The sequence below is a fragment of the Nocardioides sp. CCNWLW239 genome (assembly GCF_037137035.1).
In the GTDB taxonomy this organism is placed as follows: Bacteria; Actinomycetota; Actinomycetes; order Propionibacteriales; family Nocardioidaceae; genus Nocardioides.
In genome coordinates, this window is record NZ_JBBBNW010000001.1 from 1090360 (window position 1) to 1113706 (window position 23347).

The 23347-nt window shown below is 68.5% G+C and carries 15 protein-coding genes and 1 tRNA gene; 9 read left to right on the top strand and 7 right to left on the bottom strand.

Features of this window, described 5'->3' with window-relative positions; all coding sequences use genetic code 11:
- Positions 1–6: 6 nt before the first annotated feature.
- Positions 7–864: an alpha/beta hydrolase gene (locus WBG06_RS05250; RefSeq protein ID WP_336735471.1), complete on the top strand. Its 858-nt coding sequence runs from the start codon at positions 7–9 to the stop codon at positions 862–864.
- A 14-nt stretch (positions 865–878) separates the two neighbouring features.
- Here the strand turns inward: WBG06_RS05250 and WBG06_RS05255 are convergent, their stop codons facing one another.
- A complete protein-coding gene (locus WBG06_RS05255) occupies positions 879–1613 on the bottom strand; it encodes an SDR family NAD(P)-dependent oxidoreductase (protein WP_336735472.1) in 735 nt (244 codons plus the stop codon).
- A gap of 162 nt (positions 1614–1775) precedes the next feature.
- Between WBG06_RS05255 and WBG06_RS05260 the strand changes: the two genes are divergently transcribed.
- Genes WBG06_RS05260 through WBG06_RS05275 form a run of 4 tightly spaced genes read left to right on the top strand, consistent with a single transcriptional unit; the run spans position 1776 to position 7349 of the window.
- Positions 1776–3890 carry a neutral/alkaline ceramidase gene (locus WBG06_RS05260; RefSeq protein WP_336735473.1) on the top strand — a complete coding sequence of 705 codons (2115 nt, stop codon included), beginning with the start codon at positions 1776–1778 and terminating at the stop codon, positions 3888–3890.
- Entirely contained in the window at positions 3887–4819 is a 933-nt protein-coding gene (sph, locus tag WBG06_RS05265; RefSeq protein WP_336735474.1) for a sphingomyelin phosphodiesterase, read from the top strand. Before WBG06_RS05260 ends, sph begins: the two co-directional genes overlap by 4 nt.
- Complete coding sequence (locus WBG06_RS05270; protein ID WP_336735475.1) at positions 4816–6135, top strand: D-arabinono-1,4-lactone oxidase; 1320 nt, start codon at positions 4816–4818, stop codon at positions 6133–6135. The genes sph and WBG06_RS05270 overlap by 4 nt, the downstream gene beginning before the upstream one ends.
- Positions 6132–7349, top strand: coding sequence for an alanine racemase (locus WBG06_RS05275; protein ID WP_336735477.1), 1218 nt, complete (start codon positions 6132–6134; stop codon positions 7347–7349). The genes WBG06_RS05270 and WBG06_RS05275 overlap by 4 nt, the downstream gene beginning before the upstream one ends.
- A 15-nt stretch (positions 7350–7364) precedes the next feature.
- On the opposite strand, the gene WBG06_RS05280 is transcribed toward WBG06_RS05275, so the two are convergent.
- The 3 genes from WBG06_RS05280 to WBG06_RS05290 all read right to left on the bottom strand — a co-directional run bounded on the left by WBG06_RS05280 (position 7365) and on the right by WBG06_RS05290 (position 17638).
- A complete protein-coding gene (locus tag WBG06_RS05280) occupies positions 7365–7964 on the bottom strand; it encodes a TetR/AcrR family transcriptional regulator (protein ID WP_336735478.1) in 600 nt (199 codons plus the stop codon).
- A gap of 114 nt (positions 7965–8078) precedes the next feature.
- Positions 8079–16661: a DUF5979 domain-containing protein gene (locus WBG06_RS05285; RefSeq protein ID WP_336735479.1), complete on the bottom strand. Its 8583-nt coding sequence runs from the start codon at positions 16659–16661 to the stop codon at positions 8079–8081.
- 161 nt (positions 16662–16822) lie between these two features.
- Positions 16823–17638, bottom strand: a complete 816-nt coding sequence (locus tag WBG06_RS05290; protein WP_336735480.1) for a CPBP family intramembrane glutamic endopeptidase — start codon at positions 17636–17638, stop codon at positions 16823–16825.
- Between the two features lie 1191 nt (positions 17639–18829).
- On the opposite strand from WBG06_RS05290, the gene WBG06_RS05295 reads away from it, so the two are divergent.
- Genes WBG06_RS05295 through WBG06_RS05305 form a run of 3 tightly spaced genes read left to right on the top strand, consistent with a single transcriptional unit; the run spans position 18830 to position 21181 of the window.
- A complete protein-coding gene (locus WBG06_RS05295; RefSeq protein ID WP_336735481.1) occupies positions 18830–19873 on the top strand; it encodes a replication initiator in 1044 nt (347 codons plus the stop codon).
- Between the two features lie 22 nt (positions 19874–19895).
- Positions 19896–20066 (top strand): helix-turn-helix transcriptional regulator, encoded by a 171-nt coding sequence (locus WBG06_RS05300; protein ID WP_336735482.1) that lies wholly within the window; start codon positions 19896–19898, stop codon positions 20064–20066.
- Positions 20063–21181, top strand: a complete 1119-nt coding sequence (locus WBG06_RS05305; RefSeq protein WP_336735483.1) for a tyrosine-type recombinase/integrase — start codon at positions 20063–20065, stop codon at positions 21179–21181. Before WBG06_RS05300 ends, WBG06_RS05305 begins: the two co-directional genes overlap by 4 nt.
- 60 nt (positions 21182–21241) lie before the next feature.
- Here the strand turns inward: WBG06_RS05305 and WBG06_RS05310 are convergent.
- Both WBG06_RS05310 and WBG06_RS05315 read right to left on the bottom strand, forming a co-directional pair.
- Positions 21242–21314: transfer RNA gene (locus WBG06_RS05310), tRNA-Thr, on the bottom strand.
- Positions 21315–21327: 13 nt separating this feature from the next.
- Entirely contained in the window at positions 21328–21603 is a 276-nt protein-coding gene (locus WBG06_RS05315; protein ID WP_336735484.1) for a hypothetical protein, read from the bottom strand.
- Positions 21604–21614: 11 nt separating this feature from the next.
- Here WBG06_RS05315 and WBG06_RS05320 point away from each other — a divergent pair, with 11 nt between their 5' ends.
- Positions 21615–22541 carry a LysR family transcriptional regulator gene (locus WBG06_RS05320; RefSeq protein ID WP_336735485.1) on the top strand — a complete coding sequence of 309 codons (927 nt, stop codon included), beginning with the start codon at positions 21615–21617 and terminating at the stop codon, positions 22539–22541.
- Between the two features lie 103 nt (positions 22542–22644).
- Here the strand turns inward: WBG06_RS05320 and WBG06_RS05325 are convergent, their stop codons facing one another.
- Positions 22645–23253 (bottom strand): hypothetical protein, encoded by a 609-nt coding sequence (locus WBG06_RS05325; RefSeq protein WP_336735486.1) that lies wholly within the window; start codon positions 23251–23253, stop codon positions 22645–22647.
- Positions 23254–23347: the final 94 nt, after the last annotated feature.

Genomic DNA, 23347 nt, shown 5'->3' on the forward strand with positions numbered 1-23347 from the left:
ACCGCCATGCCTTCCCCCGACACGACCTTCGTCCTGGTCCACGGCGCCTTCGCCAACTCGTTCTCGTTCGCTCCCCTCCAGGCCGAGCTGGCGCTGCGCGGGCTCCGCTCGCTCGCGGTCGACCTGCCCGGCCACGGCTTCGGAGCGACGTTCCCCGAGGCCTACCAGGCACCTCAGGACCTGGCCGCGCTCGCGACCGCTCCCGGCGGGATCAAGGGGGTGACCCTCGCCGACAACGTGGCCCACCTGGTCTCGGTGCTCGAACGGGCGAAGGAGCACGGCCCGGTGGTCGTGGTCGCGCACAGCCGTGGCGGGATCACCCTGACCGCGACCGCCAACGCTCGCCCTGACCTGATCGATCAGATGGTCTACGTGTCGGCCTGGGCGCCGGTGGAGCTCGATGCGGCTGCGTACAACGCCGAGCCGGAGATGGCCTCCTTCGACGCCTCCGTCCTGATCGGGGCGGCCGCCGCGAACCCCGCCGACGTCGGTCTGCTGCGCTGCAACTTCCGCACCGCCTCCCCCGAGGTGCTCGCCGGCCTCAAGCACGCCTTCATGGCCGACGGCACCGACGACGAGTTCCGGACGTTCCTCAACACCTTCCAGCCCGACGAGAACCTCGACGCCGGCGGCCCGGACGACCGCGCCCAGGCCGCGACCTGGGGCACCATCCCCCGCGCGTTCGTCCGCCTCAGCGAGGACGTCAGCCTGCCGCCGGCGATGCAGGACCGGCTGATCCGCGAGGGCGACGCCCTCACCCCGGACAACCCGTACGCCGTCCACACCCTGGAGTCGAGCCACCTCGGCTGGCTCGTCCACCCGGGACCGGCCGCGGACCTCCTCGCGGAGGTCGCGGCCGGCTGAGGCCTGTCAGCGATTCACCACGGCACAGGACCGTTCGCATCGACGAACGTCCCCGACGGGGCGTCGTCGGGCAGGGTCGCCGCACGGACGACCGCCTCGGCGGCCTCGGCGGCCGTGGTCGGTGCGTTGTCCTTGTTGATCGGGGTCAGCTCGGTCTGCACGAAGCCCGGGCAGACCGAGGTGACCTTGATGGAGGTGTCGGCGAGGGACTTCGCCAGCGCGATCGTGACGTTGTTCAACGCTGCCTTGGAGGACTGGTAGGCGGGCACGACCATGCCGTAGTACGGCGACTCCGGGTCGGTCTGGTCGGTCAGCGAGCCCATCGTGGTCGTGAGGTTGACGATCCGACCCGCCTCGCTCTTGCGGAGGAGCGGCAGGAACGCCTCCAGCACCGCGACCGCACCGAACAGGTTGGTGTCGTAGGTGGTGCGGAACATCTCCAGGTCGACGGCCTCCGCCGGGGCAGTGTTCGTGGCCTCCGGGAGGACACCGGCGTTGTTGACCAGCACGTCGAGGTGACCGTGGGACGCCGCCACGGCGTCCGCGGCGCGCCGCACGCTGTCGCGGTCGGTGACGTCCAGCTGGAGCGCCGATGCCGAACCGCCTTGCTGAGTGAGCCGGCCGACCTCGGCCTCGAGGTCCTCGGGGCGGCGTGAGGTCAGGATGACGTGCATGCCGCTCTGAGCGAGGCGGCGTGCCGTAGCAGCGCCGATACCGCGGCTGGCACCGGTGACAAGGGCGACCTTCATGTGCTTCCCATCGTTCGAGTTGGTTGTTTCATGAACCATTCAAACGACTTCAGCCGACTTGGTCTGGCGGTAATCAGACGCCGCAGACGCTCGATGTCCACGAAGTAGGTCATCTGTCCAGGACTCTTGACCCAGTGGTTAGGAAGAGGGCATCCTCCTGCTATGACGAGCGTCACATGGAGGACCACCGGAGCTGCCGCGCTGCTGGCGGTCGCCACTCTCGGGATCGCGACGTTGCCGCCGCCGAGCTCGGCGAGCGGCGCTGGAGCGGCGTACGCCTCGACAGCACGCGCCGACGACGACGCAGACCGACGAGCGGGCGACTATCTCGTCGGACGCGGCATCGCGGACGTGACCGGCGAGGTCACCGAGGCCGGGATGATGGGTTATGCCGACCTCGACCAGGTCAGCAGCGGACTGCACATGCGCCAGCGCGCCCGGGCCTTCGTCATCGCCGACCCGCAGTCGGGCGAGCGCGTCGTCCACGTCCTCGCCGACGCCGGGATGATCTTCCAGAGTGTTCGCGACGCCGTGCTGGCGAAGCTCGAGCAGCGTTTCGGCGAGACCTACACCGAGCGCAACGTGATGCTGACCGCGACCCACACGCACGCGGCCCCCGGCGGCTTCTCGCACCACACGCTCTACAACATCACCACGCTGGGCTATCACGGCAAGACGTTCCGCGCGCTCGTCGACGGGATCGTCGCCTCGATCGTGCGGGCCGACGCCGACCTCGCCCCGGCCGAGCTGAGCCTGTCGACCAGCGAGCTGACCAACGCCAACGTCAACCGCTCGAAGACGGCGTTCGACCGCAACCCGGAGGCCGACAAGGCACACTTTCCTGGTGGTGCCGACACCCGGAGCACCACGCTCCAGGTGCGTCGCGGCGCCCCCGACGGGTCGACCAGCCTCGACGGGGTGATCAACTGGTTCCCGGTCCACGCGACGAGCATGTCGACCGACAACACCCTGGTAAGCCCGGACAACAAGGGCTACGCCGAGTACGCCTGGGAGCGGCTCGCCCGCGGCGTCGACTACGTCGCAGACAGCGACGACCCCGGCTTCGTCGCGTCCTTCGCGCAGAGCAACTCCGGCGACATGTCGCCGAACCTCAACCTGCGGCCCTCCGACGGCCCGACCACCGACCAGTTCGAGAACACCCGGATCATCGGCACCAGGACGTACGACGCCGCCCGCCGTGGGCTCGACGACGACCGCACCCTGAGCGGAGGCGTCGACTCGCGGATCGTCTACGTCGACCTCGCGAACACCGCGGTGCGTCCCGAGTTCACCCCCGACGGCAAGCCGCACACCACCTGCCCGGCCGCGCTCGGCGCGGCGTTCGCAGCGGGCAGCACCGAGGACGGCGGCGGCGGGCTGCCGATCTTCAAGGAGGGCAAGGACGGCGGCAACCCGGCGGTCGCGGCGATCTCCGAGGCGCTCTACACGGCGAGCCCGGCGCTGCGCGCGTGCCAGGGCTCGAAGGAGATCCTGCTCCCGGTCGGAGCGCTCGACATGGTGCAGCAGAAGCTCCCGGTGCAGCTGGTCCGGGTCGGCGACCTCTACCTCGTCGGGGTCCCCGCCGAGGTGACCGTGGTCTCCGGTCTGCGGCTCCGGCAGGCGGTCGCCGAGGCGGTCGGGACGGACATCGACCACGTGCTCGTCCAGGGCTACGCCAACGCCTACGCGCACTACCTGACCACGCCGGAGGAGTACGACGCCAAGGAGTACGAAGGCGCCTCGACGCTCTTCGGACGCTACGAGCTCCCGGCGTTCATGCAGACCGCGGCCGACCTCGGTGCCGCGATGCGGGACGGGGACGACGTACCGTTCGGGGAGAAGGAACGCGACCGCAGCGCCTCGCAGTTCCCGTCGCTCCAGGGTGCCGTGGTGGCCGACGCACCGCCGATAGGAAAGGCGCACGGCGACGTGCTCACCGCGCCGGCGGCGACGTACCGTCCGGGCGAGCAGGTGAGCGTGACCTTCGCCGGCGCGCATCCCAACAACGACCTGCACCACGGTGGCAGCTACCTCACCGTGGAGCGGCGTACGGCCGAGGGCTGGCGGCGGATCGCCGACGACAGCGACTGGTCGACCAAGCTCCACTGGCAGCGCTACGGCGTCGCCGCGTCGAAGACGACGATCACCTGGGACGTCCCCGCGGACGTAGAGCCCGGGAGCTATCGGATCCGCTACTTCGGCGATGCCCGGAGCCTGCTCGGGACCGTCCGCTCGATCAGCGGCACCAGCCCGACGTTCTCGGTCGTGGGCCGATGAGGGCAGCAGCGGTGGGCATCGCGGCGATGTGCACGGTCGCCGCGACCTTGCTGCCCGGCCCAGCGGCATCGGCAGCACCCCCGCCGCCCGACCTGAGCGTCCTGACCCACAACGTCGCGATGCTCCCGGCAATCCTGGGCGGGAAGGCCAACACCACCCGGGCAGGCCTGTTCGCGGAGGCCGACCACCTACACGGGCACGACGTGGTCGTGCTGGAGGAGGCGTTCGACAATGCGCCGTCGGACACTCTCAAGTCGCGCCTGGCCAGCCAATACCCTCACCAGACCCCCGTCCTCGGGCGCTCCCGCTCGGGCTGGGACGAGACCTTGGGTTCCTACTCCGCGCTGACGCCGGAGGACGGTGGCGTGACCGTCCTGAGCCGGTGGCCGATCACGCACCGGGCCCAGTACGTCTACGCCGACGGGTGCGGCGCCGACTGGTTCGCGAACAAGGGCTTCGTCTACGCCCGCCTCGACGTCGACGGCCGACCGGTGCACGTGGTCGGCACCCACGTCCAGGCCGAGGACCCCGCCTGCTTCGGCAGCGGCGCCGATGTCCGAGCCGAACAGTTCGCCGAGCTCGACGGCTTCCTCGACGGGCTGGCGATCCCGCCCGACGAGCCGGTCGTGATCACCGGCGATCTCAACGTCGTCAAGGAGTCCCCGGAGTACGCCACCATGCTGGCCGCGCTCGACGCCACCTCACCCTCCTTCGCCGGACATCCCTACAGCTGGGACCCGGAGACCAACCCGCTGGCGAGCTCGGGTGGGCGCGAGCAGCTCGACTACGTGCTGTTCCGGCGCGGCCACCCGCAGCCGCGCGGCTGGACCAACACGACGCTGACGCCGACGTCGCCGCCGTGGACCTCCGGCGGCACGACCTACACCGACTACTCCGACCACTACCCGGTCCTGGGAGGGACATCGTGACCTGGCAGAACTGGGCCGGCACCGAGCGGGTCACCCCCGCACGCGTGGTCACCCCCGCAACGACCGACGAGGTGGCGGCCGCCGTCAAGGAGGCCTCCCGCGACCGGCTGAAGGTCCGGATGATCGGGTCCGGGCACTCGTTCACGGGCGCGGCGGTCGCGCCCGGCGTACAGCTGCGGCCGGACCGGCTCGACGGGGTCCACGCGGTCGACCGCGAGTCCGGGCTGGTGACGGTCGATGCTGGCATCCCGCTGCACCGGCTCAACCCGCTCCTGGCCGGGCACGGGCTGGCGATGGAGATCCTCGGCGACATCGACCGGCAGACGCTGGCCGGTGCCATCTCGACCGGCACCCACGGCAGCGGCGCCGCGTTCGGCAGCATCTCGACCCAGGTACGCGGCCTCGAGCTGGTCCTCGCCGACGGGTCGGTCGTGCAGTGCTCGGCGACCGAGCGGCCGGAGCTGTTCGAGGCGGCGCGGGTCTCGTTCGGCGCGCTCGGGGTGATCACCAAGGTGACGCTGCAGTGCGTGCCGCTCTACGCGTTGCGGGCCGTCGACGCCGCCGCACCGCTCGAGGAGGTGCTCGACGGCGTGGACGAGCTGGTGGCCGGCAACGACCACTTCGAGTTCTTCTGGTTCCCGCACACGACCACCGCGCTGACCCGGAGGTTCCAGCGGCTGCCCGGCGACACCGAGCTGCACCCGATGAGCCGCTTCGCTCGCACGGTCGACGACCGGATCGTCACCAACATCGGCTTCGAGGCGATGCTCCGCGTGGGCACCCGGTTCCCGCGCCTGGTTCCCGGGATCACCCGGTTCGTGACCACGGCGATCTCCGCGCGCGACTTCACCGACCTGGCGCCCCACGTGTTCGCGTCGGAACGGAACGTACGTTTCCGGGAGGGCGAGTACTTCGTGCCGCGCGACGCCCTCGTCCCGGCGCTGCGCGAGCTGAAGCGGTGGGTCGACACCCACGACGAGGCGGTCTCGTTCCCCTTCGAGGTCCGGTTCGTACGTCACGACGACATCTGGCTCTCGCCGGCCTATGAGCGGGACTCGGCCGTCGTCGCCTTTCACCAGTACCACCGGATGCCGCACGAGCGCTGGTTCGGTGTCTGCGAGGAGGTGCTCGGCGCCGCCGGCGGCCGGCCCCACTGGGGCAAGATGCACCGGCTCGACGCGTCAGGGCTGCGTGAGGTCTATCCCCGCTTCGACGACTTCGTCGCCCTCCGCGACCGGCTCGACCCCACCGGCGTCTTCGCCAACCCCTACCTGGACCGCGTGCTCGGTCCTGCTCCGGAGGCAGCACCGCGATGACACTGACCCAGCTCAACGGTCCGGTCCGGACACCGTGGGTGGATCTGCTCGCCGCGACCGAGCACCTGGACCCGCCGTTCGCCGTCCTCGACGTCGCGGCGGTGCGTACGAACGCACACCAGCTCGTGCGGCGGGCCGCCGGGAAGCCCATCCGGGTCGCCAGCAAGTCGATCCGGGTGCGCTCGGTGATCCGGGACGCCCTGGAGCTGCCGGGGATGGCCGGCATCCTCGCCTTCACCCTGCCCGAGGCGCTCTGGCTCGCCGAGGAGCACGAGGACGTGGTCGTCGGCTACCCGACCACGCACCGCGCGGCGCTCCGGCGGCTGGCCGAGGACGCGGAGCTCGCTTCCCGGGTCACGCTGATGGTCGACAGCGCTGATCATCTCGACCTGATCGCCGGCATCGTCGGCACGGCCTCCAGCAGCGCGCCGCGGATCCGGATCTGCCTGGAGCTGGACGTCTCGCTCCGGCTCGCCGGAGGCAGGGTCCACCTAGGCGCCCGCCGCTCGCCGGTGCGCACGCCCGAGGAAGCCGCAGCGCTGGCTCGGACGGTCGCCGCTCATCCGCGCTTCGCACTGGTCGGCCTGATGGGCTACGAGGGTCAGATCGCGGGCGTCGGCGACAACCAGCCAGGTCTCCGCCGGTTCGCGGTCCGCGAGGTCCAGCGGCGGTCGGCCGCCGAGCTCGCGGAGCGCCGCGCGGCCGCGGTCGCCGCCGTCCGGAGCGTCGCGCCGCTGGAGTTCGTCAACGGTGGCGGCACCGGCAGCCTCGAGCTCACCGCGGCCGAGCCCGCGGTCACCGAGGTGGCGGCCGGTTCCGGCCTGTTCGCACCCCGGCTGTTCGACTTCTACACCCGCTTCCGGCCCCAGCCGGCCGCGTACTTCGTGCTCTCGGTCGTACGCCGCCCCTCACCGCACCACGCCACCGTGCTCGGCGGTGGCTGGATCGCATCCGGCGCCGCCGGGAAGGACCGGCTGCCGACGCCGGTGTGGCCACCGGACCTCTCGCTCGTCGACCAGGAGGGTGCCGGCGAGGTGCAGACGCCGCTGGTGGGGCCCCGGGTCGACGAGCTCGGCCTCGGCGACCATGTCTGGTTCCGGCACACGAAGGCCGGCGAGCTCTGTGAGCACGTCGACGAGATCGTCCTCGTCGAGGGCGACCGGATCATCGACGTCGTGCCGACCTACCGCGGCGAGGGGAAGACCTTCCTCTGACAGTCCGACAGCACCTCAGGAGCGCTGCTCGACCAGCCCCAGCAGCTGCGTCGCGGCCAGCTCGATCGCTGCGCCCGCGGTCTCCGCGTCCCCCTCGTTGAGGTAGAGCAGGGTCAGCCCGTCCACGATCGCGGTCAGGTAGCGCGCCAGCACCGCGACATCGACCGTCCAGGTCACCCCGGCACTGGCCGCCAGCGTCTCGATCACCGTGGTGTGCGCGTCCAGATAGGTGCGGTACTGCGTGCGCGCGAACTCGGCCAGGGCCGGGTTGCGGGTGGCGTACTGCGTCAGCTCGTAGGTCACCCGGTGCTCGTCGGGGTTGTCCAGGACGTGCTGCCAGTAGGAGGCCAGGCCTCCGCGCAGCTTCTCCTCGAGCGTGCCCGACCCCTCGATGATCTCCAGGGCGGGCACCAGCGTGTGGCTCGTGATCGTCGTGATCACCTGCTCCAGCAGCTCCTCCTTGGAGCGGAAGCAGTAGTGGAACGTACCGAGCGACATGTCGGCCTCCGCCACGATGGACCGGGTCGTGGCCTGGGCGACGCCGTCGCGTGCCATCACCTGGATCGCGGCCTTGACCAGCAACCGCCGCCGTTCTTCTGCAGACACTCGAGCCACGTGTCCAAGACTAACGTCCAAGACAGCCGCGAGCTTCGGCCCGGCAGGGAAAGCCAGGAGCCCCATGCCGCCTCCCTGACGGGCGCGGGCACGGGGCTCCGGTGAGTCGGACCGTCAGCTCCCTTCGTGGCGACGCTTGCGGCCGGCGATCAGGAACACCCCGCCCGAGAGCAACAGGGCCAGGCCGATCAGGGCCGCGACCATGAGCCACGGACCCGACCCGGTGTCGGGCAGGAGACCCGAGCTCGAGTCGTCACCGTCACCGCTCGGACCCGACGGCGGGAAGTCGTTGACCACGTCGAGCGTGACGTCAGCGCCGTTCCCGACCGTCACCACACCGACCGTCGGGTCACCTGCGTTCGGGGTGATGGTGGTGGACCGGGCCCCGCCGTCGTCGGTCTCCTCGAGGGTGCACTCGGCGCCCCGAGGGAGATCCTCGTACGTCGCGGTCATCGACCCCTTCTTCAGGGTGCGGGTCGCGCCGCCCGGGATGTCGACGTCGGTGGCGGTGCCGTCGACGTCATAGGTGCAGGCCAGCTCGACCTCGAACGGGCCTTCACCCGGGCCGTTGACCGTCTTGACGACCTTCACCGAGCCGGTGTCGAAGGTGTTGGTGACGGTGAGCTCCACCGGCTCGACGGTGAGCTCCTCCCGGTTCGGCACCGGCTTCACGGTGAACTCGCTGACCTCGTTGCCATCCGCATCGGTGATGACCGTGCTGTTGGCGCCTCCGGTCTGCGTCTCCTCGATGGTGCAGTGCGACCCGATCAGCAGCGGTTCGTACGTCGCGGTGTAGTCGTTGTCGGCCGACAGCTCCCGGGTCTCACCCCCTGGGGTCTCGAGCGGCTGCTCGTCACCGTTGACATCGGTGTAAGTGCACTTCACCGTGACCTCGAACGGGCCGGCGCCGTAGAGCTCGGCGCCCGACCCCTCCATCTTCTTCGTGACGACGGCCTTGCCGGCTCCGAAGAAGTTGGTCACCACGACCCGCTTGACCGTCGGCTCGTGGTTCTCGTCGGCGGAGATGGTCACCGTCTTGGGGGTGACGATGTGGGCGTTGGCAGCCCCGTCGTCGGTCTCCTCGACGGTGCACTCCGCACCGGCCGCGATGTTGTCGATCCGGTAGTCGATCACGTCGTTGTCGACGTTGTCCTCGTCGGGCAGCACGATCTCGTCGTCCTCGAAGACGACCTCGCCGTCCGGCCGAGTGGCATCGGTCAGGGTGCAGGTCACCGCGAAGGTGAACGGGCCCTGGCTGATCGGGTAGTCCCGGACCTGCTCCGGCACGAACTTGCGCAGGCGCAGCGAGCCGACGTCGAACGAGTTGTCGACCTCGACCTCGACCACGTCGCCCTCACCGACCGTCACCGGCTGCTCCGGCGAGATGGTGACGACCGCGGCATCGGCCGAGTCCGGTTCGGTGACGGTGCACTGCGAGCCCGTCGGCAGGCCCTCGAACGTCACCGTCTCGCCGTCCTCGATCGTCTCCGTCATCGGGTTCTCCTCGTAGCCGTCGGCCACGACGGGACGCCCGTTGAAGGTGCAGGAGGTCGCGATCTCGAACGGACCGTAGGTGATCGGGTTGCCGTCCTGGTCGACCGCGTCGGAGGTGACCGACTTGGTGACCGCCAGAGCACCGGTGGCGAACGTGTTGGTCGCGGTGACCGTCACCGGCTCGGCGTTGTCGTCACCGATGGTGGCCGGGCTTCCGTCGATGGTGTGGCTGGTGGCCCCACCGTCGCCCGTCTCGGTCACGTCACAGACAGCGTTTGTCGGCAGGTTCTCGATGACGTAGTCCATCTGGTCGTTGTCGACGTTGTCATCGCGCGGCAGCACGACCCGGTTGTCGTAGACCTCCTCCCCGTCGGGGTGCGACGCGTCGGTCAGCACGCAGGTGATGCGGAACCGGAACGGCCCGTCGGCCAGCTGCGGGTTGTTGTCCAGCGCGTCGCCGGTGGACTCCTTGACCAACTCGAGCGAGCCGACGTCGTAGGAGTTGGTCACCGTGACGACCTGGGTCGGCTCGTCGGCCTGACCGATGATGACCGGCTCCTCCGGCGAGATGCTGGTCTCGACCGCATCCGCTGTGCCGCTCTCCTCGGTGACGCACTCCGCGCCGACCGGCAGGCCGCTGATCGCCCAGGTCTCACCGTCGTCGATGGACTGGGTCATCGGGCTGGAGTCGAACCCGTCACCCCAGACGTCCCGGCCCTGATAGGTGCAGGTCACCGTCATCTCGAACGGCCCGTCGTAGGAGATCGGGTTGCCGTCCTGGTCGACCGCATCGGTCTCGACCTGCTTGGTCACCGCCATCCCGCCGGTCAAGAAGGTGTTGGTGGCGGTCACCTGGGCCGGCTCGGCCGGGTCGGTGCCGATGGTCACCTGGTCGGGGTCGACCGTGTGGCCGGTGGCTCCACCGTCGTCGGTCTCCTCGATCACGCAGTCGGCGCCGCTGGGGAGGTCGTCGACCTGGTAGTCCATCTGGTCGTTGTCGACGTTGTCATCGTCGGGCAGCGTGATGGACTGGTCGTAGACGACCTCCCCGTCAGGTCGGGTCGGGTCGGTCAGCCGGCAGGTCACCTGGAAGGTGAACGGACCGTCGGCGAGAGCGGGGTCGTTCTCCAGGGCGTCGCCGGTGACCTCCTTGAGGAGTCGCAGCGACCCGGTCTCGTAGACGTTCTCGACCTCGACCTCGATCGGGTTGCTGTCCGGGTCCTCGCGGGACCCGATGGTCACCTGTGCGCCAGGTGTGTCCGGGTCCTCGTCAGGCGTGATGTTGACCTGGGCTGCGCCCGCGTCGTCGGTCTCGGTGATCGTGCACACCGCCCCCGTGGGAAGATCCTCGACCTCGATGGTCTGACCGTCCTCGATCTGGATAGGTAGGGCGCGGACCACCCTGCCGTCGTACCGGCAGATGACCCGGACGCTGAACGGACCGTAGGTGAGCGGGTCACCGTCGGCGTCGACCGCGTCGGAGGTGACCTCCTTGGTGACCTCGAGGTCACCCAGGGTGAACTCGTTCTCCACCGTGATCAGACCGATCTCGTCCTCCGGGCCGCCGACGGTGGCGGTGCCGATGGTCTGGTCGTACTGGCCCTGGTCCGCCTCGGTCGCGGTGCACTCCGAGCCCCAGGGCAGGCCATCGACCTGGACGGGGTCGGCCCCTGGCGTCAGCGTGATCGGATTGACCCCGCTCAGATCCATCGGTTCGCTCTGACCAGGCACCGTGCAGGTCAGGTTGACCGTGAACGTGTCCGGTGCGTATTCCGCACCTTCGCCCGAGACGATCTTCTCGAGCTGGATCGGACCGGTCGGGTAGGTCACGCCGACCTTGCGACCCTCGGTGGGCAGCACCGTGGCGCGCTCACCGTTGTCGTTGGAGACACCACCGGTGGCGACGGTGTTCCAGGCGACGGGGTAGCCGACCTGCGCCGCGTTCTGCGGCGTGGTGCGGGTCTTGCCCTGCAGCGTCACCATCTCACCGGGGTTGAAGAGGGTGGCCTCGTCGAAGGTGACGACGGTCTTGATGCTCTTGACCTCGGCGGGGTCGACGCTGTCGTCGTACGGCAGCCACTCCCCCTCGGGGCACGGGTCGCCGTCCAGCGGGCTGAGGTCGTCGGTGCAGGGCTCGTAGGTGTTGGCGTAGAAGACCTGCATGGTGGCGGAGTTGCCACCGTCGTCGACCAGCTCGAGCTGGTTGGCCCAGGTCGGGGTCCACTCCGAGTTGCGGGGCAGGTCCACGATCACGCCGTTGTCGCCGACGTGCGGGAGCACGTCGATCGAGACCAGCTCGTCGAGCGGCAGGGTGCCGGAGTTGGTGATGGTGTAGCGCCACGTCTCGGTGTCGCCCGGGTAGGTCACCGGCACACAGGCGCCGCGGTAGAAACCGTCCTCGTCGGCCTGGTCGTCGCAGTAGTCGTCCGGAAGGTCGGAACCCTCCGGCAGCGCGCGGCGGTCGAGGTAGATCTCCGGGATCCCCTCCTCCTCCACCGGAACATCGGCCTTGACCAACTTCTGGGTGCTCAGGGCGGCCACGCGGACCGGGGAGACGCTGCTCTCGTCCCAGCACTCGCCGGTCTCGGCGTCATAGTTGGGCGAGCAGTTCTCCGGGTCGAACGGCTCGTCCGCGATCACCTTGTCGGTGTTGGTGACCACGTCGTCGGGCGTCAGCCCGGGCCGCAGCATCAGCTCGATCGTGATCGTGTAGGTCTGCCCGGGCTCCAGCACGGAACCCTCGGGCATCGCGAACGTGATCGTGTCACCGTCCTCGGTGATGGTGATCTCGTCCTCGTCGGTCGGGAGCGGGTCGCCGTTCGGTGGCTCCGGTGCGGCACCGGCGAGCTCGAAGCTGTAGGGCGACGAGCCGGGCGCCGCGTCCGGGTCGAAGATCAGCTGGTTTCCGTCGGCGTCGGAAGGCAGCACGTCGGTGAAGACCGGATTGGTCAGCGCATGCTCACCGGTGTTGGTGTAGGTCAGCGTGAACGGGATGACCTCGCCGGGCTGCACCTGGCCGGTCGGGGTCTTGTCGACCTCGACCCCCACGGTGAGGTGCTCGTAGGTGTAGGTCGCATCCGCGCTGTCGTCCGCCTCGAGCCGGTTGTTGAGCCCGATCAGCACCGTGGTGCCGTGGACGTCGACGGTGTCGGTGAAGACGCCGGCCTCGGTCTCGCCGGGGGCGGCCTCCTGGTCGGAGCGGGTGGACGGCACCGGGCCACCGCTGCGCAGCTCGTCGCGGCGTACGACCTGGAAGGGCACCTGGATGTTCGGGTGCGTCGGGTTGACCCAGCCGTCCTCGCTGCCGGCCATGAACTGGAACCGCAGGCCATGGATCTCGCCGGCGGGTGCAGCGGCGATGAAGTCCTTCGCCTGCTGCAGGGTGAGTTCGTCGTCCTCGAACGGCGGACCGCCACCCGGGATCTCCTGGCAGGTCCAGGTGCCCCCGACACCACCGTCGTCGCCGGCCAGGCCGGTCTCGACGGTCGCGGCCGTGAAAGTGCCGCCGGTCAGATAACAGGCCTGGACGTGCTCGACCGGCGTCGGGAGGGTCCACGACGGATCCATCTGGACGAAGTCCATCGCGTTCCAGAAGGTCGGGTCATCGTCCTGCTGCGACTCGATGTAGGGCCGGGCCGAGCCGCTGCTCTGGCTACCGATCGTGACGGTGACCGGAGAGTTGTCACCCTCCTTCTGCGAAGCGGGCTCGATCGTCTTCGTGGCCTCGATGTCGTACGTCGCGTCCGCGATCTCGATCGTCGCGGTGTCCTGGGCGCAGGCGAACCGGTCGCCCGGCTCCGGCGGGCACGGCTGGATCGGGTCGACGTCGGCGACGATGCCCTGCGCGGTGTTGGCGACCGGCGAGTCCTCGGGAGTGATCGGCTCGCCGGTGGTGCGGTTCTCCCGCCGGATCTGCATGTCCAGGGCGAGCACGCCGGTGCCTGCGCTGGCGATCCGGCCGTCGAAGAGCACCTGCACACCGGAGACGTCGCACGGCATCGTGTCGAGCGTGAGCGCGAGCGCCTCGTCCCGGGTGTATTCGTTGGTGCTGCCGTCAGGGCAGGTCAGGGTGACCGTGGTGTTCTCGGTGCCCTCCGGCTCGGTGATCGAGCTGATCTCGTAGAGCCGGAAGTAGTCGAACGGGTCCTGCTCGGTCGTCGACCCTGGTGCGGGATCGGTGATCTGCAGCTGGTCGACCTTCGCCGGGGTGGTGTTCTCCGTGGTCACCGTCATCCGGCTGAGCGGGTAGTCCTCCTGCGGGGTGCCCGGGCCGGGGACGGAGATCGGGCCTCCCTCCCAGGTCTTGTCGGTCGTGGTCGTGATCGGGGCGTCGTTGATCACGACGTCGTCGAAGTCGGTATCGGTGACCGGGTCGCCGTCGGCGGGGAAGCCAGTCGCGTTGGCGGTGTTGCGCACGACGCCGGCGTCCGGCCGGTTGTACGTGTCGACCGCGAGCGCCGGCGAACCGTCGGAGCGCTGGGTGTCACGGATCTGCCAGACCAGCGTCACGGCACGCTCGCCGTCGATCGAGCGGGCCACGCCGGAGCCGACCGGCGGTGCGTCGAGGTTGCCCTCGATCCGCTCGGCACGGTTGGGGCTCTCGGCGTAGATCAGCTTGACCGCGAGGGTGGACTCCTGCTCGTCGGCGGTGAGGTCCATGCCGGGGAAGGTGCCGTCACAGGCGTCCGGGCACGGGTTGTTGGTCGCCGAGGACCAGCTGGTGCCGTCCCACAGCTGCACGTCGGTGATCTGGTCGTAGACCAGGTAGGGGTCGGTCTCCGGCGTGATCGGCTGGATCCGGATCAGGTTGAACGCGTCGTAGACGCTGTCGGCGACCGCGGTGTTCTCCGGGTCGTCGATGTCGGTGAGCTCGACGGTCTCGAAACCGGAGTAGCCACCGGTCGACCAGTGCAGGGTCGAGGGGATGGTGTCACCGGAGCGCTCGAAGACGGTCTTGTCACCGCCCGAGCTGGACTGACCGAACTCCTTGTTCATCAGGTCCGCGGTGCCGGGGTCGGTCGGGATCAGCTCGACCTCCGGGCAGTCCTCGGGGTCCATCTGGGTCTCGCCGCTCGGTACGCCATCGGTCGATGCGGTGGCCCCGGACTGGGCGCAGTTGGGGATGAAGGTGTGGTTCGCGTCGGTGGGCTCGTCGTAGGCCGGGTCGGTGTATCGACCGTCGTCCTGCGGGCGAAGCGTGGCGGTGAAGTTCGGCTCCAGGTCGGTGCCGGGAGCGAAGCCGTCGCCGTCACCGGTGTAGTCGTAGACGAACCGGACGCCACCGGCCACATCGGAGATGTCGTCGGGCACGTCGTAGGAGAAGATCTGCGGTCCGGCCTCCGGGCCGACCAAGGTCTCCCATTCACCGGTCGCGGTGTTGTAGTACTCCACCGTCAGGGTGGCATCGGCCGGGATCGGGGTCTGGGCGATCGTGTCCAGGTCGAAGGCGTTCCACCAGACGTTGCCCTCGACCGGGTCCATCGGGTCCTGGATCACGATCTGGCTGGCGTCGCCGGTGGTGCCGGTGGGGGTCTCCGGCGGGTTGGGACGCTCGGTCGTGCCGCCCTGCAGGCTGACGGTGACGACGTTGCCCGGGTAGGCCAGGATCTGGCTCGGTCGGATCTGCTTGTCGATGTAGGGCTCGATGACCTCGTTGTAGATGTAGAGGTCGTCGTCGGCGGTGGCGTTCCCGGTGGCCCCGTCGTTCTCGCCCTCGACGGCAACCTGGTTGTTCACCGTCTTCGGCAGATCCGTGGCCTCCGGGTCGGTGTCGACCTCGAACGGGATCGAGGTCTCGGCGCCCGGCTCGATGTCGCCCTCGAAGACGATCTCGAAGGACGTCACCGACTCCGCGCCGCCGGTCGGCGGCAGCGGCGTGCCGCCGTCGATGAACGGGACCTCTTCTCCGGAGGGCTGGTAGACGACCGTGCCCGAGGTCGCCCCGGCCGGATAGGGGATGCCACCGGTGAACCCACCGAAGGTGTAGTCCTCGGGGAAGGAGCCGGTGGACGGCTCGGTGATGGTCAGCGTGTCGATCGGGATCGCGGAGTCGTTGCTGCCGCCGATCGTGACCGTGCTGGACTCGCCGGCGATGACGATGTCGGGGTCGAACGACTTCGTGGCGCCGACCTCGATGGTGTTGGCCCTCAGGGTGAAGTCGGCCTCCGCGTTGGCGGTGGCGTTCTCGCCGTCACGGGTCACCGCTGTCTGGATCTGGTTGTTGACGACCGTGTCCTCGGAGACCCCGGCGGCCTCCTCGGTGGTCTCCAGGTTCAGGTCGACGTCCGCGGTGGCTCCGGCTGGGATGTCACCGGTGAAGGTGACCCGGGTCCCTTCGACGGCAGCAGGATCGACGCCCGGACAGGTCGCGTCGGCGCACTCCACCCAGGCGCCGCCGACGTACACCTCGTACGTCGTGCCGGTGGCTCCCTCCGGCGGGGTGACGGTGCCGAAGCCGGTGAAGCCGAGATAGGTGAACGGGTTGGGCGTGGCGGTCGGGTCGGTGGGGTCCTGGATGACCAGGGTCTCGACCGCGCCGTTGGTCTCGTTGGTGCCGCCGAGGTTGGCCGTCACCGGGGTGCCCTCGGCAGCGAGCGCGGAGGTCGGATCGAAGCTCTTGGTGGCGCTGGTGGCCAGCTCCAGCGGGATCGCGAGGGTGACGTCGACCGAGTCGGTCTTGTCCGCGGCGTTGGTCGCCTCGGCGGTCGCCTCGTTGGTGAGGGTGGCACCGTCCCACTGGTCGTGGTTGAGGTCCTCGGGCACCTGGACGGTGATCTGCACCTGGCTGGTGGTGTTGTTGACCATGCCCTCGCCGCCGGCATCGAGCGGCTCGGTCCAGTCGACACGTACGTTCTGGCCGTCGACCACGGGCTCGGCAGAGCTGTTCGGACCGGAGGGGGTGACCTGCTGCACCACGAGCGGTTCGGGGATCACGTCGGTGGTGATCGCGTCGTTGCAGTCGACGCCCACGTCGATCGCCGAGCAGCCCACCTGGATGGTGTAGACGATCGTGTCGCCCGGACCGTACGGCCCAGGGCTGTCCACCGACTTGGTGATGTCGAGCACCGCGGTCGGGTTCTCCGGGTTCGGGAGCTCGTCGGCCAGTGCCGGGGCGCTCACCAGACCGACGGCCAGAAGACCTGCCAGCAGGCTCGCGAGCCAGTATCTGATCCCGAAAAACTCGCTGAGCCGACGGTGAAACATAGCATCCCCTTGCACCATTGCGATTCCGCATGCAATCCAGATCACACGTACCCAAGATGGCAAGATACCCCATTACCTACCCGATCTGCGGTAGGGAAATCCGCTGGTCACGGACGTAACCATTGGCCCGTCCGTGGGTTCACGGGGACGACTACGGGCGCTCAGACACGGTTCGGCTCGATGTGGTGACGCCGGATCAGGAGCACCACACCGGTCACGGCGTAGGCAAGGATGCCCGCGAGCGACCCGAGGTAGGCGCCCTGGTCGACGAGGATCGCGGTGCCGGTGAGCAGCGAGAAGTCGAACAGGCCGTGGATCACGGAGTTCACTGCGTTGGTGCCGGCCCGGCGGCGGGTCAGGTAGAAGAAGTAGCCGGCCAGGCTCACGATCAACGCCTGCGGGATCGCGTTGGCGCCTCGGCCGAAGGCGTTCGAGAGATGGACGACGCCGAAGATCAGGCTGGACCACAGCGCGACCTTGCCCTCGGTCAGCCCGTGCTCGCGCAGCGTCGTGACCCCGAGGCCGCGGAACATGCCCTCTTCACCCCAGCCGACCAGCTGGGTCGCGAGCAGCAGGACGATGATGTAGCCACCGGACTTCTCCGACAGGACGCCGTAGTCGATGGCCAGCAGGATGCACACCACGAAGATGACCGGCACGACGACGACCCATCGGCTGACCGGCCGGTCGTCACGCATCACCGGTCGCAGGCGGCCCAGCACCGCAGCTGCCCCGTAGACGAAGGCGAGCGCGACACCCAACGGGATCACCATCGTGATCACGACGCCCTTCGTCGTGGTCATCGGATCGTCACCGACGTCGACCAGCGCCTTCATCAGCATCCCACCGCCCTGGATGATCGCCAGGTAGGTGACCACCAGGACTGCGAACAGCCCGTACCCCAGGGGTTTGCGGGTCTCGACCGGTCGATCACGACCGGGTGCCGCGTCCGCCGCACCGGACTCCGGAATCGTCATGACCACATCCTGCCGGGCCGGCCGCGTCGCCGTCGCGGAAATCGCGCCCCAAACCGCGCCTGGCGTGCGGTCCTGGACGCCCTCGTGACCGAGTGGGGGTACTCCAGCAACGTGGGGCGCTCGGACCGCACGCGGAAGTGATAGCACGCATCCTCGGTCGACCGCCGACAAAAGTCGTCAACTGGTAACGAACGCCTTCAGTCGCGCTGCCCAGCAATGGCTGGCCCCGCGGGCCCTCGGAAATCAAGGAACCCCGGTCTCGCCACCAACGTTTCCGCTGATGAGACCGGGGTTGTGCTGAGCCGCCTGTCGGAATCGAACCGACGACCTTCTCATTACGAGAGCGTTCCTGGGTCGGAGCGGGCCTGCTCACACGCTCATTCATCTGTTGCACACGTTCCCCTGGCGGACGCCGATTGCAGGGCGGGGGTACGCCGGGGGTACGCGATTCTCGGGCCGTCACCCTGGCCTGTATCGCGGGGGCGGAGCGCAACCCGGTCCGGCATCTGGCCCCCTTGGCGGGGGTCTGGGGGCTTGCCCCCACGCTGCCCAACATCCTCGAGCTTAGAAGCGTCGCGGGGAGTGTCCCTGCCGGCAGCCGCCCCCACCTCCCCCTCGTCATCGGCCCCCTCCCTGGATCCCTGATCACCTGGGTCTCGCCGACCTCAACGACAGGGCGCGGGACTGTACGTCGTGAGAAGTTTCCGGGCTTTCGGGGCAGGGCCGGTCGGGTCGGTGTAAGAGGTACTGATGACGTTGCAGCGAATTGAAGACCTGATGGAGCGTCTTGGCCGCTCAGGCGTCACGGCCATCCTAAAGGTTGACCATGAAAGAACCGAGGAGGGCGGTGAGCCGTGGACTGTGGTGCTGTCTGGGCCAGGAGTCGGAAAGCAGGGGTTGATTCGGGCTGAGGACGTGAGCCTCGCGGGCTGCTTCGGTCAGGTCCTCGGGCGGCTGCGATCGTCTGGCGAGCAGTGGAGTTGGCTGGCGGACTTTGACGATGCGTAGTGGCGTCGAGCTGCCGTTCGGGATGCCGGCTGTTGCCGGTCGAGGTGGATGAGCCGGGTTGGTCGATGCCTGGAGGGTGAGCGCTTGGTCTACGGACTGGGCGCTCTTCTTTATTTGCGCGGCGCGTAGGGGGACCGGCCGCCAGGCCGCACGCCCCCGGAGGCCGCGCTCGCGGCCCGGCCCTTGGGGTGCATGAGCGTCCACGGTCCCGATGACTCTTCCAATGGCGCGCCACTGTGTCCGGAGTGTCACGACACTGACAGCGCGATCGTGTGGCAGTGGCACGCCCCGGAACTGTGGCGACGGACCACCATCGCGCTCCGTCGTGCGCTGGCCCACCAGCTCGGTGTGACCGAGACCCGGCGCAAGCCTTCGAAGAAGAACCCGACCCCTCCGCCAGCCCTCGTTGATGTGGCCTCTGTGCAGTTCGCCAAGGTCGCCGAGTACCAAGCCCGCGGGCTCGTTCACTTCCACGCGCTCATCCGCCTGGACGGCGTGGATGGTCCTGGATCGCCGGCCCCCTTGGACGGGCGGTCCCTTGGCCGGCTCCTGGAGCACGCGGCCGGCGATGTTCATTTCGAGGCTCCCCCGGTCGACGACAACGACACTGCACGGGTGCTGTGCTGGGGAAAGCAGCTCGACGTCCGTGTCGTTCGTGACACCAACCGCACGGACGACCCCGACGGTCCTCTCACGCCTGGGCAGGTCGCCGGCTATCTGGCGAAGTACGCCACGAAGGATGCCAACTCGATCCGTGCTGACCGGCCCGTTGAGCACATCGCCGAGTTCGCCTCGAGGTGCCGACGACTCAGCGCTCGAGCATCCGAGCACTACGGACCCCACATCAACGCCAACGGCACCCCGGTCAACCCATACCAGCTCCTGGGGAAGTGGGCGCACATGCTCGGCTTCCGAGGTCACTTCTCCACCAAGTCCCGGCGCTACTCCGTCACCCTCGGCCAACTCCGCCGCGCCCGCGCCAAGTACCGCGACCTCGTAGCCACCGCCGAGCACGACGAGGACGCACGTAAGGCTCTGCTGGACCTCGAGGAGCTCGAGGCCCGGCTCCTGGCCGACGACACCGAAACAACCCTCGTCATTGGCAATTGGACCTACCAAGGCACCGGCTGGACCAACCCCGGCGACGAAACCCTCGCCCTCGCCGCCGCCGCTCGAGCACGTGAGTACGAGCAATGGAAGGCCCAGACCAAGAACACCAACCAGTAGAAGGGCAAGTGAGATGGATGAGATGGAGTACCTGACCTCAGAAGAAGTTTCAATGTGGCTGCGCGTCTCGCCTTCGACGCTGTGTCGTTGGCGGCAAATCGGCCACGGCCCACGTGTGACGTGGCTGTCCAGGACCTGCCCGCGCTACCGGCGTAGCGATGTTGCGGCTTGGTTGGAGAGGGCTGCGGCATGACGGTCCAGAAGACTCCGGGAGGGCGCTATCGCGCGTTTCTCAAGAGTGGTCGGGTGGTGGTCGCGACCAAGACCTTCGACACTCAGCGAGAGGCCAAGGACTGGCTGACCCGTGAGCGTGCTGCCCTTGCTGGAGGAATCGACCCTCGAGCTGGAAAGCGGCGGGTCCGCGACCTGCTGGCCGAGTGGTTGCCGATCCGTAAGGCAACCGTCGCTAAGAAGACCTACCGGTCTGATGAGGCCCTTGAGCGTCTGCTGCCGACGAGCATGCTCAACATGCAAGTCGCCAAGGTGTCAGATCGAGACGTTGCCCGGTGGTTTGAGCGGCTTCTTACCGACGGTCTGGCTGAGGACTCGGTATCGCGTGCCCGGTCGAGTCTCTCGGTGTTCTTCACATGGTGCGTCCGGGAGCGATACATCGGCACCAACCCGGTGACCGGTGTGAGGGTTCCGAAGCAATCCGACGAGAAGATAGAGATGAACCCGTTTACCGAGGATGAGCTCGAGGCGGCGTATCTGGACTGGCGGCAGCAGGATGAGCGTCTGGCCGACATGCTGCTTGTGCTGGGCTGGACGGGCCTGCGCTGGGGGGAAGCTCGAGCGGTCAAAGTCGCGGACGTGATGGAGATTCCGACACCAGGGATCCTGGTCCGTCGTTCGCAGTCGGAGGGGATCGAAACCAAGTCCACGAAAGGCCGGCGATCTCGAAGGGTTCCCTTGGCTGACCGGGTTCTGCCGATCGTCGAAAGCCTCGCGGAGGGAAAGAAGGCCAACGATCCGCTGTTCACGACGAAACGTGGTGGCCTGCTCAACCGTGGTGCTGTGGTCCGCGCGGTGAAGTGGCAGACGACTGGGCAGGGGCGTCGACTGCACGACCTTAGGCACACCGCCGCGTGTCTGTGGCTGGCTCGTCGAGTCGACCCCGGAACGGTGCAGCAGTGGATGGGCCATGAGTCGATCGCGACCACGAATCGCTATCTGCATTTCCTCGGATCGAGCGCCCACATCGCCGGCCTCGACCGGCTCAACGAGGCCCGTCCGGAGCGCTCCAAGAAGGGTCCGAAAACGGGCCGGGGGTACGCCGGGGGTACGCCAGAGACGGGGGCGGGCGAATGACAACGAAGAACCCCCGCCGTTCCTGCCGTGTTCGGGCTGGTCAGACGGGGGTTCTGGCGGAGCCGCCTGTCGGAATCGAACCGACGACCTTCTCATTACGAGTGAGACGCTCTACCGACTGAGCTAAGGCGGCGTACCGTCATCCGTTACCGCATGTAGCGGCTCTGGTTGAGCGGACCGGATGAGTGTACCGAGACTGCGCGCTCGACACTAAAACGGTGCGCCTCGACCTGCTCGTCGATGGTCATGCGGGTGGGCTTGCCCTTGCCGATGAGGCGGCCCAAGCGGCGTACGCCGTGCTTCATTGTTGCTGTTCTCCCCTGTGAACATAGATCAACCACCGACCGCGGACGCAGTGGTGGTGATTCAATGATGACCAGGAACGACTCATAGAGGTAGACGATCTTTCCTTGGAAAGACATAGGATGTCTCTATGTTGTCGCTGCACCAGCTCCGGGTGTTCCTCGCGGTCTACGAGCACGGCTCGCTGACCGCGGCGGCGGAGGAGCTCGGTTATGCGCAGCCGTCGATCTCGGAGCAGGTCAGAGGTTTGGAGCGTACGCTCGGCGTCCAGCTCTTCCGGCGCGTCGGACGCGGCGTCGTGCCGACCGGGGTGGCCGACGAGCTGAGGCCGCACGCGGAGCGCACGGTCGCGGCCGCCGAGGAGGCACGCAAGGCCGTTCAGGCGGTGAAGCAGTTCGAGACCGGCACGATCCGGTTCGGGATGTTCGGGATCGCGCGGCTCTACGGCGGTGCGGGCCTGGTCGCGGACGTGCTCGACCGCTATCCCGGCGTACGCGTCGAGCTGATCGGGCAGAACTCCGCCGAGGTCCAGGACGACCTGCGACGTGGGCGGCTCGAGGCGGCGATGCTCTCGGTCGGCAGCGTCACCGGCGAGGGGCTGAAGGTGACTCCCGTCGCACGCGACGAGCTCGTGTACGTCTCGGGCGACCCCGCGCACCTGGCCACCCCGGTCACCCCGCACCGGCTCTCCCTGGCCACCCTCGTCATGGCCGACACCACCTGGAGCTCGAACGACCCCACGCGGGTCACCCTCCGCAACCTGCTCCACGAGACCGGCCGCAACCCACCGAGCCGGATCGAGGTCGAGGACATCGAGACGGCGGTCGAGCTGGTCGGGATGGGCTACGCCGACGGGGTGATCCCCAAGGGGGCCGCCGAGCAGCTCCTCCCCCGGCTGGCTCCGAAGGCCGGCTGGGTGTCGCTGCGACCCCGGACGTACGACACGTTCGCCATCGTCCATCGCACCGACGCCACCCTCTCCCCCGCCGCCACGCTGATGATCGAGCTGGCCACGAAGCGGATCCAGGCCATCGCGGACCCCGTTCATCGGCGCTAGCCGGGGGACGGTTCGTCTAGGTATGCAGCCGAACCATCACTTCCCTAGCGGAGTTCCGCTTGGGAAGTGACAGCTGATCTGCATACCTTGACGAACCGACAACTCAGTCGCAGCCGAATCCGTCGTCGTCAGCGTCGAGACGCCACGGGTCGGAGCCGTGGACGCGCACGGGCTTCTTGTACGACGGGATCTCGCCACAGTCGAGGTCGTTGGTCGACGTGGCGTTGTAGACCGTCGCACCGTTGGCATAGGTGTAGTCCAGGCCCGACCCGGTGCTACCGGAGGACGAGCCACGCTTGGCCAGGTAGAACGACCCCGAGACGTCGGCCCTCCGGTTGGCGTCGCCGGCGAACTTCCATCGGTAGTAGCGGCTGACCTTCGGCGTCACGACCACAGCGCACTTGCCGTATCGGTTCGTGACGCAGGAGGCCACGCTGGACCAGCGGCCGCTCGCCTTCTTCTGCAGGTGGATCCGTCGGCCCTTGATCGCCTTTCCACCCGCAGTCAGCTTGCCGACGGGGCGGTAGGACCGGGTCCCATATCTGTTGGCGGAGACCTTGACGACCTTGGTGGCCACCTTGGCCACGGCTCCCGGAGGGGTGTCGGCGTGGGCGGGCTGGCTGACGACGGGGGCTGCCGCGATGGCCAGGGCGGCGACGGCAGAGGCAACGAAGACCTTCGTCGCCGAACGGATGCGGTGGTGCATGATCACGTGGTCGTGACCCTTCTTCTCGTGGTGACTGCTTTCGGCACAGAGCCTCTGAGCCGGAGAGAGCCGTCGAGGGCGTCCTGACGAGACCCACCCG

Coding starts and splice junctions, on each gene's coding strand:
- WBG06_RS05250 (WP_336735471.1), top strand. CDS start 7: ATGCCTTCCCCCGACACGACCTTCGTCCTGGTCCACGGCGCCTTCGCC.
- WBG06_RS05255 (WP_336735472.1), bottom strand. CDS start 1,613: ATGAAGGTCGCCCTTGTCACCGGTGCCAGCCGCGGTATCGGCGCTGCT.
- WBG06_RS05260 (WP_336735473.1), top strand. CDS start 1,776: ATGACGAGCGTCACATGGAGGACCACCGGAGCTGCCGCGCTGCTGGCG.
- sph (WP_336735474.1), top strand. CDS start 3,887: ATGAGGGCAGCAGCGGTGGGCATCGCGGCGATGTGCACGGTCGCCGCG.
- WBG06_RS05275 (WP_336735477.1), top strand. CDS start 6,132: ATGACACTGACCCAGCTCAACGGTCCGGTCCGGACACCGTGGGTGGAT.
- WBG06_RS05285 (WP_336735479.1), bottom strand. CDS start 16,661: ATGTTTCACCGTCGGCTCAGCGAGTTTTTCGGGATCAGATACTGGCTC.
- WBG06_RS05290 (WP_336735480.1), bottom strand. CDS start 17,638: ATGACGATTCCGGAGTCCGGTGCGGCGGACGCGGCACCCGGTCGTGAT.
- WBG06_RS05300 (WP_336735482.1), top strand. CDS start 19,896: ATGGAGTACCTGACCTCAGAAGAAGTTTCAATGTGGCTGCGCGTCTCG.
- WBG06_RS05305 (WP_336735483.1), top strand. CDS start 20,063: ATGACGGTCCAGAAGACTCCGGGAGGGCGCTATCGCGCGTTTCTCAAG.
- WBG06_RS05315 (WP_336735484.1), bottom strand. CDS start 21,603: ATGTCTTTCCAAGGAAAGATCGTCTACCTCTATGAGTCGTTCCTGGTC.
- WBG06_RS05320 (WP_336735485.1), top strand. CDS start 21,615: ATGTTGTCGCTGCACCAGCTCCGGGTGTTCCTCGCGGTCTACGAGCAC.